The sequence below is a fragment of the Tanticharoenia sakaeratensis NBRC 103193 genome (assembly GCF_000963885.1).
Lineage (GTDB): Bacteria > Pseudomonadota > Alphaproteobacteria > Acetobacterales > Acetobacteraceae > Tanticharoenia > Tanticharoenia sakaeratensis.
In genome coordinates this window covers 63,897-78,938 of sequence record NZ_BALE01000028.1, presented here as the reverse complement: position 1 = coordinate 78,938, position 15,042 = coordinate 63,897, and the positions used below count along the sequence as shown (strand labels likewise).

Annotated in this window: 14 protein-coding genes; 3 read left to right on the top strand and 11 right to left on the bottom strand. The window is 64.9% G+C overall.

Annotation, left to right across the window (positions count from 1 at the left end):
• Window positions 1-101 precede the first annotated feature (101 nt).
• The 5 genes from B8446_RS10145 to rfbB all read right to left on the bottom strand — a co-directional run bounded on the left by B8446_RS10145 (window position 102) and on the right by rfbB (window position 4,710).
• Window positions 102-1,052 (bottom strand): glycosyltransferase family 2 protein, encoded by a 951-nt coding sequence (locus tag B8446_RS10145; protein WP_048849293.1) that lies wholly within the window; start codon window positions 1,050-1,052, stop codon window positions 102-104.
• A gap of 87 nt (window positions 1,053-1,139) precedes the next feature.
• Entirely contained in the window at window positions 1,140-2,027 is an 888-nt protein-coding gene (gene rfbD, locus B8446_RS10140) for a dTDP-4-dehydrorhamnose reductase (protein ID WP_199484094.1), read from the bottom strand.
• A 14-nt stretch (window positions 2,028-2,041) separates the two neighbouring features.
• Entirely contained in the window at window positions 2,042-2,599 is a 558-nt protein-coding gene (gene rfbC, locus B8446_RS10135; RefSeq protein WP_048849291.1) for a dTDP-4-dehydrorhamnose 3,5-epimerase, read from the bottom strand.
• 39 nt (window positions 2,600-2,638) lie between these two features.
• Window positions 2,639-3,544, bottom strand: coding sequence for a glucose-1-phosphate thymidylyltransferase RfbA (gene rfbA, locus B8446_RS10130; protein WP_048849238.1), 906 nt, complete (start codon window positions 3,542-3,544; stop codon window positions 2,639-2,641).
• 113 nt (window positions 3,545-3,657) lie between these two features.
• On the bottom strand, window positions 3,658-4,710 hold the full coding sequence (rfbB, locus tag B8446_RS10125) for a dTDP-glucose 4,6-dehydratase (RefSeq protein WP_048849236.1): 1,053 nt from the start codon (window positions 4,708-4,710) through the stop codon (window positions 3,658-3,660).
• Window positions 4,711-4,910: 200 nt separating this feature from the next.
• Between rfbB and B8446_RS10120 the strand changes: the two genes are divergently transcribed.
• The gene (locus B8446_RS10120) at window positions 4,911-7,028 is read left to right on the top strand and encodes a hypothetical protein (RefSeq protein WP_048849235.1); all 2,118 of its coding nucleotides are present in this window, start codon (window positions 4,911-4,913) and stop codon (window positions 7,026-7,028) included.
• Between the two features lie 3 nt (window positions 7,029-7,031).
• Window positions 7,032-7,730, top strand: a complete 699-nt coding sequence (locus B8446_RS10115) for a histidine phosphatase family protein (RefSeq protein ID WP_048849234.1) — start codon at window positions 7,032-7,034, stop codon at window positions 7,728-7,730.
• A 331-nt stretch (window positions 7,731-8,061) separates the two neighbouring features.
• On the opposite strand, the gene B8446_RS10110 is transcribed toward B8446_RS10115, so the two are convergent.
• Window positions 8,062-8,454, bottom strand: a complete 393-nt coding sequence (locus B8446_RS10110; protein ID WP_048849289.1) for a nuclear transport factor 2 family protein — start codon at window positions 8,452-8,454, stop codon at window positions 8,062-8,064.
• Window positions 8,455-8,482: 28 nt separating this feature from the next.
• On the opposite strand from B8446_RS10110, the gene B8446_RS10105 reads away from it, so the two are divergent.
• Window positions 8,483-9,103 carry a TetR family transcriptional regulator gene (locus B8446_RS10105; RefSeq protein ID WP_084712246.1) on the top strand — a complete coding sequence of 207 codons (621 nt, stop codon included), beginning with the start codon at window positions 8,483-8,485 and terminating at the stop codon, window positions 9,101-9,103.
• 162 nt (window positions 9,104-9,265) lie between these two features.
• Here B8446_RS10105 and B8446_RS10100 read toward each other — a convergent pair whose 3' ends face one another.
• The 5 genes from B8446_RS10100 to B8446_RS10080 all read right to left on the bottom strand — a co-directional run bounded on the left by B8446_RS10100 (window position 9,266) and on the right by B8446_RS10080 (window position 14,979).
• Complete coding sequence (locus B8446_RS10100; protein WP_048849233.1) at window positions 9,266-10,915, bottom strand: electron transfer flavoprotein-ubiquinone oxidoreductase; 1,650 nt, start codon at window positions 10,913-10,915, stop codon at window positions 9,266-9,268.
• Between the two features lie 158 nt (window positions 10,916-11,073).
• Window positions 11,074-11,817 (bottom strand): tRNA (guanine(46)-N(7))-methyltransferase TrmB, encoded by a 744-nt coding sequence (gene trmB / locus B8446_RS10095; protein ID WP_241767737.1) that lies wholly within the window; start codon window positions 11,815-11,817, stop codon window positions 11,074-11,076.
• Window positions 11,801-12,985: a methionine adenosyltransferase gene (metK, locus tag B8446_RS10090; protein WP_048849231.1), complete on the bottom strand. Its 1,185-nt coding sequence runs from the start codon at window positions 12,983-12,985 to the stop codon at window positions 11,801-11,803. Before metK ends, trmB begins: the two co-directional genes overlap by 17 nt.
• Before the next feature lie 237 nt (window positions 12,986-13,222).
• Complete coding sequence (gene dapB, locus B8446_RS10085; protein WP_084712244.1) at window positions 13,223-13,981, bottom strand: 4-hydroxy-tetrahydrodipicolinate reductase; 759 nt, start codon at window positions 13,979-13,981, stop codon at window positions 13,223-13,225.
• A gap of 170 nt (window positions 13,982-14,151) precedes the next feature.
• The gene (locus tag B8446_RS10080) at window positions 14,152-14,979 is read right to left on the bottom strand and encodes an oxidoreductase (protein ID WP_048849285.1); all 828 of its coding nucleotides are present in this window, start codon (window positions 14,977-14,979) and stop codon (window positions 14,152-14,154) included.
• Window positions 14,980-15,042 lie beyond the last annotated feature (63 nt).

The window sequence follows — 15,042 nt, the reverse complement described above, 5'->3', positions numbered from 1 at the left end:
CTCCGCTGTCTGTCCTGTTCAGGGAGAACAACAGCGAAAGAACACGGGGGTTCCTGTCCCGGCGGTTCAGCACCTTAGGTGGCAGCGACCGTCGGCTCGTGTCAGCGCAGGAACCACAGGCGGAAAATCAGCGTCTCCCATGCCGACTGACGCACCATGCCCGGTAACGCCCGCAGAAGCTTCAGTCGCGACAGGCGCCCGGCCCGGAGCGCCTGTGCCAGGCGACGCAGCACCGCACGGTTATCCACGCTCAGGCGTTCCGGCCGGCTGGAAAGCCGTGCCACGTTGGCCGCGAAAATCGTCATGAACACCCGCGGACCACGCTGCAGTGCCGCAAGGCCCCGCAGGACGAGAGACGAGCGCGCACCAATCGCATTGCGCCTGTGCTGCCGGTAATACGTCACGCAGCGATCGTCGAATATGACGTCGCCGCCCGCCCCGGAAACGACGAGATACGACCACCAGTCATGCAGAACCGACGCGGGCGGCGCGAATTCGCGCAAGGCCGCATGCGCCTGCGAATTCAGCATGATCGTATGCCCGGTCGCGACATTCTGCGTCAGTGCCGAAAGAAAGCTCGGCGCATGATGCAGCGGCTGCGAACGGCCCGTTACCCGCAGATCGGAATCCGTCAGATACTGGCGCGCGCAATAGAGCGCCGGTCTCCGGCCCCGTGCGCGCAGGGCAGCCACCCCCCAGGCCAGTTTCTCCGGCAGCCAGACATCATCCTGGTCGGAAAAGGCGATTGCCTGATATTCGGGAATTTCCGACAGCAACAGCCAGTAGGAGCCCGCAATTCCGAGGCGCCCCTCGATGGACGTCACTTCCACGCATCGACCGCGCCCGCGATTGGCCTCGAACGAGAGCATGATCGCGCGGGACGCATCGGTCGAGCCGTCGTCACGCCAGTACAGGATCCAGTCGTCGTGTGTCTGGCCCAGGAAACTGTCGAGCTGCTGATTGAGGTAGGCTTCGCCATTATAGACGGACAGAAGGATCGCAACGGTTTGCGATCGGTCTCCGGCTGCCGCGTGATCGGAACCTCCGACCATGCGCGGCTGCCATCGTGCACTGGCCTTCCGATCCTGTACGACCGCTCCGATCACGTTTCCCTCGCGCAATGAGGTGGCCGTCAGGTCTCAGCCGGCGTCCTTGCCGAACAGACGCGCCACCGTCTTTTCGACGCTGTCACGCCAGTGTGGCAGAACCACGCCGAACACGTGTTCGAGCTTGCTCGAATCCAGGCGTGAATCCTGCGGCCGCTTTGCCGGCGTCGGCCAGTCCGTCGTCGCGATCGCCGTCACGTCGGGCATGGCCTGTCCATGACGCTGCGCCTGCTGCAGAGCTTCGACGGCAAGACCATGCCAGGTGGCGTCGCCCGTGCCCGCGGCATGGAAAATGCCGGCGTATTCGTCCCGCCAGCCTGTCTCCTCGATCCGGCCGATGATGGCGACGATCGCCGTCGCCAGATCGTCCGAACTCGTCGGATTGCCATGCTGGTCGCCGACCACGCGCAATGCGGGGTTCTTGGCGCCCGCGTTGATCATGGTGCGAACGAAGTTCTTGCCATGCGCGGAATAGACCCATGCCGTGCGCAGGACGACCGTCTTCGGATTGGCGGCCAGAACCGCCTGCTCGCCTTCAGCCTTGGTCCGGCCATAGACCGTCTCCGGCGTGACGGGATCGCTTTCGACATAGGGGCGCCCCGCATCGCCCGAGAACACGTAATCCGTCGAGACGTGAATCAGCGGTATGCCCGCCTGCGCGCACGCCTTCGCCAGTGCCTCGGGCCCGTCGCGGTTGGCGGCTTCCGCACCTGCAATTTCCTGCTCAGCCAGATCGACCGCCGTCCAAGCCGCCGCGTTGACCACGACAGCCGGGCGGATCTTCTTCATGACGGCCGCAATGGTATCCGGCTCCGCCAGATCGAATTCGGGCCGACCGACCCGCACGACCCGGGCGCCGCCCAGATTCGCCAGTGACGTGGCCAGCTGGCCGGTGCCGCCTGTAACCAGTATCGGACCCATGACCGTATCCTCGCTCAATAGCTGAACCAGCCGCGCGCTTCGGAGAAATGCGGCGCCACCTTGTCCTTGTCCGACAGGACGGCTTCGTTTTCGGCGATCGGCCATTTGATGCCGATTTCCGGACAGTTCCAGATCACGGCGCGCTCGGACGCCTTGTCATACACATCGGTGCATTTGTATTGCACCTCGGCGTTCTCCGTCAGCGTCACGAACCCGTGCAGGAAACCCGGCGGCACCCAGAGCTGCGACCAGTTTTCTTCCGACAGCTCGGCCGCCACCCACTTGCCGTAGGTCGGCGAGCCGGTGCGTGCATCGACCGCGACATCCCAGATCGCGCCACGCGTGCAGCGAACGAGCTTGCCCTGAACCTTCGGCGCAACCTGGCAGTGAAGGCCGCGCACGACGCCCTTCGCAACAGACAGGGACTGGTTGTCCTGCACGAACGCAGGTTCGATCCCCGCCTTGCGCATGCTGTCGTAATTGTAGGTTTCCGAGAAGAAACCCCGGTTATCGGTGAAACGCGACGGCGTCACCAGAATAACCTCGGGAATATCCAGCCGTTCGACCTTCATCATACCGCCTTTTTGTTGTCTCGCGCCGATCGGCCTGCGTCAGGTGTGCAGACCGTGGTCGGCCAGTTCCATCAGTGCACGGCCCAGATCGGTCTTGGCCATCTTGCTGGCCAGCGCGCGGAGCTGGTCCTCGTCAATGAACTGCATCCGGAAGGCCACCTCTTCCGGCGAGCCGACCAGAAGCCCCTGGCGGGACTGGATCGTCTGCACGAACGTCCCGGCCTGCATCAGGCTGTCGGGCATGCCCGCATCCAGCCAGGCGCAACCGCGACCCAGCTTGTCCACCTGAAGCGAGCCTTCCTGAAGATACATGCGATTGAGATCGGTGATCTCAAGCTCCCCACGTGGACTCGGTTTCACGCGCTTGGCGAATTCGAGAACGCGCGAGTCATAGAAATACAGCCCGGTGATCGCCCAGTTCGAGCGCGGCTCCACGGGCTTTTCCTCGACTTCCAGAGCACGGCCCGTCTCGTCGAACATGACGACGCCATAACGCTCCGGATCGCGCACCTGATAGGCGAACACCGTCGCTCCCTGCGGCCGGGACGATGCGGCCCGGAGCAGGACGCCGAGATGATCGGCGAAGATCAGGTTGTCGCCGAGCGCCAGCGCGCAGGGCTGACCCTCCAGCCAGTCGCCGGCGATCAGGAACGCCTGCGCCAAGCCGTCGGGCGATGGCTGCTCGCGATAGGTGAACTTCACGCCGAACTGGGTTCCATCGCCCAGCAGCCGCTGGAAATGCGGCAGGTCATGCGGCGTCGTGATGATCATGATATCGCGGATCCCCGCCAGCATCAGCGTGGACAGCGGGTAGTAGATCATCGGCTTGTCGTAGACCGGCAGAAGCTGCTTCGAGGCCGCCAGCGTCATGGGATAGAGCCGGGTTCCGGATCCGCCCGCGAGAATGATTCCCTTCATCGCGGTTTCAACGTGCTTCGTCGTCATGTGCGCTCGGCGTCCTTCGACTGTAATCGGCCGGGCCATGCTCGCTCGCCCGGAACCGTGTGGTCACGTTACTGAGGGTGCCTTGGGCGACCCTGTTTTCCCGCAAGGAAATCTCAGCCCTGGCCGAGCCGCTGTCCGGTATACCGCTTGGCCCGGATCCCTTCCCACCATGCACGGTTGTCGAGATACCACTGGACCGTCCGGCGGATGCCGGTCTCGAAGTCGTGCTTTGCCTTCCAGTCGAGCGCGGATTCCGCATGGCTCGGATCGATCTCGTACCGGAAATCATGACCCGGACGATCCGACACGTACTTGATGAGACGCTCGCGCGGTCCGGCCGCATCCGGCACGAGTTCGTCGAGCGTGCTGCAGATCGCCTTGACCACATCGATGTTCCGGCGCGGCTGTCGCGCGCCGATGGCATAGGTCTCGCCCGGCTCGCCCCGTTCGACCGCCAGCACCAGCGCCTCCGCATGGTCGGCCACGAACAGCCAGTCGCGGACGTTGTCCCCCTTGCCGTAGACCGGCAGGTCGCGGCCTTCGATGGCGTTGATCGTGACCAGCGGGATCAGCTTCTCGGGGAAATGCCAGAAACCGTAGTTGTTGGTCGTGTTCGTCACGAATGTCGGCAGGCCGTAGGTGTGATACCATGCGCGCACCAGATGGTCGGAGGCCGCCTTGGACGCCGAATACGGGCTGCGCGGATCATACGGGGTGGTTTCGGTGAACGGCGGATCGGACGGCTCGAGATGGCCGAACACCTCGTCCGTCGAGATGTGATGGAAACGAAACGCGGACTGCGCTTCCCGCGGCAGGCCCTGCCAGTATTTCCGCGCGGCTTCAAGCAGCGCATACGTGCCGACCACGTTGGTCTGCACGAACACGCCCGGACCGTCGATGGACCGGTCCACGTGGCTCTCGGCCGCCAGATGCATCACGGCATCCGGCTTGTACTCGTCGAACAGGCGCGCAAGCTCGGCGCCGTTGACGATGTTCGCGCGTGCGAAAGCATATCGCCCATCCTGCGCAACCTCGGCCACGACGTCCTCGGACGCGGCATAGGTCATGCAATCCACGTTGAGAACACTATGCTCCGTGTGCCGGATCAGGTGGCGCACCACAGCCGAACCGATGAAACCGCAACCGCCGGTCAGAAGAATACGCATCGAACACACCTCGATTCGAACTGAGAACCGACGCCACTTGCCGGTCGCTCACCAGATCGGGGCCGTATCTTAAGGGGTTTTCACGCTCCGGCAACCACCGTGAATTCAGTCCCGTAACAGCTCCCGGACGGCAAGTCTCGCCAGTTCCACCCTGATCCTTTAAGCCTTGCCGGATTACCCGCCTTGGAGACGCAAGCCCGGTGCTCGCCGACAACCTGACCGCCGACCTGATCGCAACCCTCCACCGCCCCGATCTGAGTGCGATCGCGTCTCCCCTCGCCATCCGGCTCGATCCGGATCTCGGCGCACCGTTCCGCGTCACCGAAGCCGCCGTCATTCTCGGGCACCCGTTCGATCCCCGTCACGATACTCCCCATACCGCGACGCTGATCCGGCAGGCCATCGAACTCCACCGCCTCCTCCATGGCAGCAGTGTCGCCAGACCGTCCGCGAGCAGAACCGCCGCCGCTCTCTTTGCCTCGGCGCGCATCGCGGCCCTCTTTCACCGCCTTGAACACACCGGATGCAACCGCTCCCCCATGCCGGGATGGCTCGCACCCTTTGCCGACAACCCACCGCAGGCCGAGGCGCTGGCACGGGTCTGGCCGGATCTTGCCCAGATGGTTCCCACCAGCCTTGGCTCTCCCGATTTTGCACACGCGGCCGAGACGCTTGCGACGATCTGGCCGGCGCTCGCGCCTGCCGAGTGGCTGATGGCCGAAGGCGGAGACGCCCGGCTTGCGAATGATCCCGAAACAGGCCTGAACCGCTACGGGTGTTCCCATCGTCCGCGCCCCTGGGCCATCACCTTCGCCTCCACGACCGCATCATCGGTTTCGGAACGCGGCTTTGCCGGTGCCGAGGCCGCGCGCCGCACCCTGATCGACGCCGTAATCGACGCCTGGGCTGAAGGCCATGATCCGGTTCCCGCGACACATGCGGCCGCCACGTCCATTCTGACCGACGCCCGCACGCGGATCGCGCGCGCCTATCACCTCGACGCTCCGGCCCAGGTCCTGCTCTGCGCGTCCGGCACCGATTGCGAACTCGCAGCGCTTGCAATCGCCATCGATCATGCCCATCGCAATGCCGGCTCACGCGCACCGCGCCCGATCGCCAATATCGTAATCGCGCCTGACGAGACCGGCAGCGGCGTGCCGCTCGCTGCCGAAGGGCGGCATTTCGCAGGCGACACGGCGTCCGATGCCCGCGTCGCCAAGGGCATGCCGATCGCGGGCTTCCCGAGCGAGACCGTGCTCATCGGCATCCCGCTCCGCACGCCCGACGGTACCGTCCGGACACCGGATGCGATCGATGCGGAATGTCTGGAGACAGCCCGCGCCGCCGCAGCGCAAGGCCAGCATGTCCTGCTGCATGTGCTCGACATGTCGAAAACCGGACTCATCGGCCCGTCGAACGACGCGGTCGCACGTCTCGTCCGCGAACTCTCGCCCCATATCGATATCGTCATCGACGCCTGTCAGGCCCGGATCATTCCCGCGCGCCTGGGACAGGCAGTTCGCAACGGCGCCATGGCGCTCATCACCGGATCGAAGTTTTTCACCGGTCCGCCCTTCTGCGGCGCCGTGCTCCTGCCGCCCGAGACGGCGGACAGCCTGCCCCATGCCGTCCTGCCCGCGGGCTTGCGCGATTACGCCAATGCATCCGAGTGGCCGCGTCTGGACATCCCGGTCCTCGGCAACGGGGCGAATACCGGCCTCGCCCTGCGCTGGCATGCAAGCCTTGCCGAGATGGACGCGCTTCTCGCCCGGCGCGACACCCATGCGACGCTCACGCGCTTCACCAGCGCGCTGCGCGGCGCGATCGAGGCCCATCCGGATCTCGACCTGCTGCCGGTCTTTCCGCTCGACCGGCCCCGACTTTCGGACAGTGGTCCAGACTGGGACACCGTGCCCACGATCCTGTCATTTCTGGTCCGGGCACGCGGCGGGACCGCGCCTCTCGCGCTGCTGGACACGCGCAACCTATATCACTGGCTCAATGCCGACCTGTCGGGCGTCCTGCCCGCGACCGCCACGGCGGCGGAACGCGCCCTGGCAGCCACGCTGTGCCACATCGGCCAGCCGGTACCCGTCATTCATCCTGACTGCCCGACGCCCGATCGCATTGCAGGCGCCCTGCGCCTTTCGGCGGGTGCGCGCCTGGTCTCCGGCGAACCCTCCCATGACGGCATCGGCCACGAACACCGCATCGCACGGGAAATCCGGGACGCCCTGCATGTGCTCGACAAGATCTCCCTGATCCTGAAGCACCGGGATACGATCAGCCACCATGATCCCAAACCCACCTATAACTGAGTCATGACCATCACAACCGCTCCCTCGCCCAAGCCCCACGGACATTTCCTCGACGCCCCGCGCCTGCCACGCGGCATCACGCGCTTCTGGCTCATCCGGCATGCCCTGGTGAATCCGACGGACCGCCAGTTCGTCTACGGATCGCAGGATGTCGTGATCTGCCCCGATGACGTCATTCGCAGCCGGCCGACCTATGAAGCCATCGCGGAGCGCCTGCCGCAGGACGCCGCCTGGTACGCGTCCCCGCTCTCCCGCACGCACCAGACCGCACAAGCCATCTTCGATGCCGGATACGGCCAGCGTTCGATCGAGATCGATCCGCGCCTGTCCGAGCAGTCGATGGGCGACTGGCACGGCCTGCCGCACGGAGACCTGCCCGCGCGCCTGACCCGCATCGCTCACCGTTTCTGGTCGATCGCCGCCGCCGAACGTCCGCCGCAGGGCGAGAGCATGCTCGATGTCTGCGCCCGCGTGGCGCACGCACTGGACGATCTCGCCGATCGTCACCCGGGCTCCGACACCGTCATCGTCAGTCACGGCGGCGCCATCCGCGCGGCTCTCGCCCATGCGCTCGATATCCATCCGGACACGGCCCTGCGCTTCTCGATCCAGAACCTGGCGCTCTCGATCATCGAACGCATCGACGGCCACTGGCGCGTCGTCGGCGTGAACGAACTCCCCCTGCCGCGCGCGCCGCTCTGAAGAAAGCCGCCTCACGCGGACAAAAGCCGGAAAGGCGCCGGGGATAGCGGTCTTTTCCGGCCGCAATGATAGGCGGCAGTCTCGGGGCAAGCCGGCTCGCCGCCGGTGCGACAGCCTAGACGATGGGTCATCGGCCAGAATCAGGGCTCATCCTGCGACGTGGCGGCGGACCGGCCCATGTCTCGGCCAAGCGAGCAAGCGTCTGCCAAGACAACCCGGTGATAGCCTTGTTCCGCTTTCATGGCCTCACAGACGAGACCTCGGTTCTTCGGTTCTTCGCTTCGTCGCGCATCTTCATCCATCCGGCCGATCCGCCTGACCGGACGGCGCGCTAAAGCGCCATGAGCTGCAACGGGTTCATGTAATCGCGGATCCGCGTGACCCGACCATCCCGCCGGGTGATGAACCATACGTAGCTGATGTCCCGCGGGGCACCGTCCGACACGCGATGATGATGACCGGTGGCCTCGACGATCACCTCGTCACGCGTCTCGCGAACGCGAACGTCGCTGAGCGACCCGAAACGGATACGTGCGGGAAGTGCGCGCATATACGCCGCGATGATGTCGTGGCCTGCGAGGCTGCGGACGGCACCCTCAGGGGCGAACGGAAATTCGTGAACGGCGTCCGGCGCGTAAACCGACATCCAGCCGTCGATGTCTCCGGCCTGGAGCGACTCCAGAGCCCTGGCGAGCCAGCCGGGCAAGACAGATGTGGATGACATGAAAGCGACCTTCCAGATATGACGGACCATGAGTCCAGATAGCGCTATCATATCGGACCGAGAGTCCGAAATAAAAAATGTCCGGCGTGGGCGCCCTCCTGTCGCGCCCGCCCTCATCCTCGCGGCCGCAGACGCCCTGTTCGCTGCCGCCGATGCACCACGCACGGTCACCATGGAAGCGATCGCCGCAGCAGCGGGTATCGGAAAGGGCACGCTGTTCCGGGCCTTCGGCACCCGCGATGGTCTTCTCGACGCGCTATGGAACGCGAGGCTCGCCGTGCTGCGTGAGGCCGTGGAGACCGGCGAGCCTCCGCTTGGCCCTGGGGCTCTCCCGCGCGAGCGGGCCGTTGCATTTCCCGACGCGCTACTGACCTTCAAGCTGGAGAACCGTCACCTCATCCGGGCGCGCGAAGTGGCGCCCGGACTGATGCAGTCCGATCATTACATCTGGATGCACACCGTGCTGCGGGACTTCATCAGGGAAGCTGCCTCGGCCATGGCCGAGGCACGCGCCGGGTATGCCGCACATGTGCTGCTTGCGGCCCTGCATATCGATCTGGTCGAGGAATTGCTGGCCGGCGGCCTGTCGATCCCGGCCCTCCGGGCGGTTCAGGCGGCCCATGTCCGCGCGGTCCTCGACGGAAGCTGACAAATCCTTCGCAAACCGGAATTTCTTTTCGAAGTCGATATAAACGTCTTCATCCTGAAACCACGTACGTTGGTTTCAAGCCAGAAGCGCTGCCCTTTCAGACGGGAACCGCACCGCAATGCATGACAGCGGGCACCGATCAGCCGGCGCGCCGCTTGGCCGTCACATCCCTGACGGATAATTCGGGCCGCCGCCGCCTTCCGGTGTCGCCCAGTCGATGTTCTGTGTCGGATCCTTGATATCGCAGGTCTTGCAGTGCACGCAGTTCTGCGCGTTGATCTGCAGACGCATCGCCGTCTCGCCCGCCGAAGGATCGGGGACCGCCTCATAAACGCCTGCTGGGCAATACCGGCTTTCCGGGCTGCGGAACACGTCCCAGTTCACCGTGTTCCACAACGCCGCCTTGCGCAGGCGCAGATGAACGGGCTGGTCTTCCTCGTGATTGGTGCCCGAGAGCGCCAGCGAGGACAGCCTGTCGAACGTCAGCACATTGTCCGGCTTGGGATAGTCGATCTTAGGCGAGAGGGAGGCAGGCTCCAGCGTCTCGTTGTCCGCATGGTCGAAATGCAGGGTCCACGGCGCGCGGCCGCGCAGCACCGCCGCATCGAAACCGGCGTACAACGCGCCCAGACGGTTGCCGAATTTCGCGAACGCAGGCCGAACGTTCCGCACCGATCGCAGCTCGTCCCACAGCCACGAGCCACGTACCAGCTTCGTATAGGAACCCGCTTCCGCCCGGTCTGATGCCAGCGCCTCCGCCACGGCTTCCGCCGCCAGCATTCCGGATTTCATCGCCGTATGCGTGCCCTTGATTTTCGGCACGTTCAGGAATCCGGCCGAATCCCCGGTCAGCACACCACCCGGGAACGACAGACGCGGGATCGACTGGATACCACCTTCGCTCAGTGCACGCGCACCATAGGCGATGCGGCGACCACCCTTGAACGTCTCCGCGAAGGCCGGATGCGTCTTCGTGCGCTGCATCTCGTCGAACGGGGAAAGCCAGGTATTGGCGTAGTCCAGTCCGGTAACGAACCCGTAGCTGACGAGGTTCTTGCCGAAATGGTAAAGCCACGCGCCGCCATAGGTCTGGTCGTCCAGCGGCCAGCCGAAACTGTGCTGCACGAGGCCCGGCCTGTGCTGCTCGGCCGGAATTTCCCAGACTTCCTTGATGCCGAGACCATAGGTCTGCGGATCGACGCCACGGCGCAGGTCGAACAGCGCCATGACCTTCTTGCTCAGCGATCCACGGCACCCTTCGGCGAAAATCACCTGCTTCGTGCGCAGGATCATGCCGGGCGCGAAATTCGGCCCTTCCGTCCCGTCACGCGAGATGCCCATGTCGCCGGTGACGATGCCCGCAACGCGTCCGTCCTCGATCAGAACGTCGGCTCCCGCGAAACCGGGATAGACCTCGATCTCCATCGCTTCGGCCTGAATGGCCAGCCACCGGCACACATCACCCAGCGACACCACGTAATTCCCGTGATTGGCCATGTGCGGCATCACGCGGTCCAGATACGGCACCTGGAACGCCCGGCTCTCCGTCATATACAGCACGCGCTCTTCCGAGACTTCCGTCTCGAGCGGCGCGCCGCGCTCCCGCCAGTCCGGCAGCAGCTCCTCAAGCGCCCTCGGTTCGATCACAGCGCCCGAAACGATATGCGCGCCGACCTCTCCACCCTTCTCGACCACGCAGATCGTGGCGTCCGGCGCCAGTTGCCGCAGCCGGATGGCCGCCGCCAGACCCGCCGGGCCCGCGCCCACCACGACGGCATCGAATTCCATTTCCTCGCGGGGGATGTCGGACATTGGGGGTTCCTGGGTTGAAGTGGACACGGGTTCTTTCCGGAGAAAAAGAACCGGATAATTCTCGAGACTTCAGGGTGCCGTCGCAGATGGGATCGTGCGGCACCCGGAGCGGAGAAACGCCTTCCTGCCTCCTGTCCCGCGAGACAGAAGGACGCGTGTCACCGCCGCATGAACGTCCAGTAAAACGGCACACGCTCCTCGCGTATCGCCTTCGCCTCATATCGTGTCGGCGACCAGCCCTCCGGCCGCACGCCTTCCGACAGGTCAACGCGGGCAAAGAGGTCCTGCGCCTCCATGACGTCGTTCACCCAGGCCTGATATGTCGGATCGTCACTGGCGATGCGCCAGATCCCGCCCGGACGCAGAACCCGCGCGACCTCGCCAAGATTGGCCGGATGCACGAAGCGGCGCTTGGCGTGGCGCGCCTTCGGCCACGGATCGGGAAACATGAGATAGACCCGACCAAGAGAGGCATCGGGCAGCTGACGCAGCAGGACGCGCGCGTCCTCGCCCCAGATACGGAACCGGAGCGGCGGAGAAGCAGTCTCCTCCTCCCCTTCCGGCACCAGCCGCGACAGGAGCGAGCACAGACCGTTCTCGAAAACCTCGGACGCGATGTACCCGACCTGCGGGTTCAGCGCCGCCTGGCCTTCGGCATGTTCGCCGCCGCCGAAACCGATCTCGAGGAAGACATCAGACACATCCGCGCCGAACGCCGCCCGCAGCGGCAGCGCGGGGTCGAGCGACAGACGCGGCAGGGCCGCCTCCAGCAGGCGCTGCTGGCGCGCCCGCAGCGGATGGCCGCGCTGACGGCCATACAACCGGTCCGGCTGCGGCTTGACGTCGATCGGGGCGGCATCCGCCACCCCGGTTACGGAGAGAGGCTTATCGGTTGAGGGCACTCTTGAGCGCCTCGGCCAGATCCGTCTGCTCCCACGTGAAGTTGTCCAGCGCCGGGTCGGGCACGCGCCCGAAATGCCCATAAGCCGACGTCTTCACGTAGATCGGGCGGTTCAGACGCAGATGCTTGCGAATGCCGCGCGGGCTCAGATCCATGACATCGTTCAGAAGCGCGCCAAGGCGCATTTCGTCCACGTCGTGGCCCGAACCGTCGAGATCGACATAGACCGACAGCGGCTTGGACACGCCGATCGCGTAGGACAGCTGAATCGTGCAGCGATCGGCGAGACCCGCCGCCACGACGTTCTTCGCCAGATAGCGCGCGGCATAGGCGGCCGAGCGATCGACCTTGGTCGGGTCCTTGCCCGAGAACGCGCCGCCGCCATGGGGTGCTGCGCCACCATAGGTGTCGACGATGATCTTGCGACCCGTCAGACCCGCATCGCCGTCCGGTCCGCCGATCACGAAGTTGCCGGTCGGGTTCACATAGAACTCGTGCTCGGGGCACATCCAGCCCTCGGGCAGGACCTCGCGCACGACTTCGCGCATCATCTCGCGGATGGTGTTCTGGCGCATGCCCTCGGCATGCTGCGTCGAGATCACGACCGACGTCGTGCCGACCGGCTTGCCGTCGACATAACGCAGCGTGACCTGGCTCTTGGCATCCGGCAGCAGGCCGACACCACGGGCATCGCCCGACTTGCGGTAGTCACGCACGCGCTCGAGGATCGTCTGCGCGTAATACAGCGGCGCCGGCATCAGTTCGGGCGTCTCGCGCGTCGCGAAGCCGAACATGATGCCCTGGTCGCCTGCGCCTTCGTCCTTCTCGCCGGCGCTGTCCACGCCCTGCGCGATGTCGGCCGACTGCTCGTGCAGGTAGGACGTGATGTCCGCCGTCTTCCAGGAGAAGCCGGCCTGATCGTAGCCGATGTCCTCGATCGCGGCGCGCGCACGGTCGATCAGCGTATCGGCCACACCTGCGGGACCACGGACCTCGCCCGCCAGGATCACGCGGTTCGTCGTCACCATCGTCTCGCAGGCGACCCGGGCCTCGGGCTCGACTTCGAGATAGGCGTCAAGAACCGTGTCGGAGATCCGGTCTGCCACCTTGTCGGGATGGCCCTCGGATACGGACTCGGATGTGAACAGGAAATCGCCGTGATTGCGCACTCAGGGACCTCTCAGGGAATGAGTGGAATGGAGCCGGCTCTACAGGCGCGGCAAAGAACGCCCGGATGTGACGGAATTGAACGGAGGGGTCAAGGCCTGCGTGGAATTCAGGCCGGATGTCGAAAACATGTCACATCGCGACAGTTCCGGATCGCCGCGCCGGACACCCCGTTTGGAAGCCCGCGCATCTGCCGGCGACCCGGCCTCAGGACAACCGGCTCCCCTCTCTGATCAACGTCAGTCCGGAAATCCGCCGCCCACCACATCTTCCATCCCGTACAACCCGGGCGAACGTCCTGCCGCCCAGCGTACGGCCAGCAACGCGCCACGGGCGAACAGCCGCCGGTCGAAAGCGCGATGACCGAGCGTGATCTGCTCGAACGCGTCGGTGAACGACAACTGATGCTCGCCCACGATCTGCCCGGCCCGCAGGGACGCGAAACCGATCTCGCCCTCCGCCCGGACGCGGTTCCGATCCACCTGCATGACATCCGCGAGCCGCACGCCGCGCCCGGTCGCCACAGCCTCGCCGATCGCCAGCGCCGTGCCCGACGGCGCGTCGCGCTTCTGCCGATGATGCGTCTCGACGATCTCCGCGTCGAAACCCGGCAGCCGCCCGGCCAGCATCTTCGCGGCCAGCAGCATCAGATTCAGCGCGGGCGAGAAATTCGCGGCCCGCACGACCGGGATCACGCCCGATGCCCGGCGCAACGCCGCCTCCTGCGCAGGCCCGAGCCCCGTTGTCCCGGTCACGAGCGCACATCCGGCCTTCATTGCGGCCTCGGCCACGGCCTCGACAGCATCCGCCGAACTGACATCCAGCAGCACGTCGCACCCCGCAGCGAGCACGCCCGGATCGGTCACGATCGCCCGTCCCGGATCGGCCACGCGCGCAAGCCCGCCCGTCAGCGTGATGTCGGAGGCGCTACGAGCCTCGTCTGCACACAGCGCACCCAACCGGCCGGTAATCCCGGCAATACCCAAGGAAATCGTCATGACCGTAACGTTAGGGCATCAGCCACCGGATGAAAACGGGCCGGGCTTTCCCGCCGTCCTGACCGATAATGCGCATTCCTTACATGCGTTGCGTGGTCGCCTTTCGCTTCATGCCGGACGTCTGGCTCGGAAAGTCAGATTCCCGATCTGCCGCCTGTGAATGTGACTGATCAACCGTCCGTCGACCGGGTCAATTCCTCCCAATCGGCGATTTCTCTTTCCATGCGAGAAATACGCTCACGAACCAGACGCAGAGCGTCGCTGCCCAGGAGGAGCTGCGGTGGCGGCGTGTCCGACGCAACAAGCTGAAGCACTGCGGCGGCGAGTTTTGCAGGATCACCCAACTGCTTGCCGTCTTTCTCATGCCGCGCGGCGCGGATCGGATCGAACAGCGCGTCGTAATCTGCAATCGAGCGCTCGGTCCTGACCATCGAACGGCCGGCCCAGTCTGTGCGGAACGATCCGGGGCACAACGCCGTGACATGAACGCCGAAAGGCGCCATTTCCGCGCGCATGACTTCAGAAATGCCCTGCAAAGCGAATTTGCTGCCACAGTAATACGCGATACCCGGCATCGTGATCAGCCCACCCATCGATGTCACGTTCACGATGAACCCACTGCGACGTTCGCGAAAACGCGGCAGGAAGGCTTTGGCGACCGCAACAGCCCCGAAGACATTGACGTCGAACTGGCGGCGCATTTCCTCGAGAGGAGATTCTTCCAGGATGCCTTCATGCCCATAGCCGGCATTGTTGATGAGCACGTCGACCGGACCGTGGTCTTCTTCTGCCTGTGCAACGATGGCGGGCATGCGGTCAAACGCGGTGACGTCACACAGGACTACGCGAACATCCGGCAGTTGCTCCAGCAATGACGCACTTGCGGTTTGCGACCGGACTGTACCGATCACCCGATGCCCTGCTTCAAGGGCAGCCCGCGCAATGGCCAACCCAAACCCCGAATTGGCGCCCGTGATGAAAAAAGTCTGCTCAGGCATGGCTCTGCTCTGCTTGATTGCATTCATGCCTTGACCAATAATATCGTACCGGTGCGTGCTCTA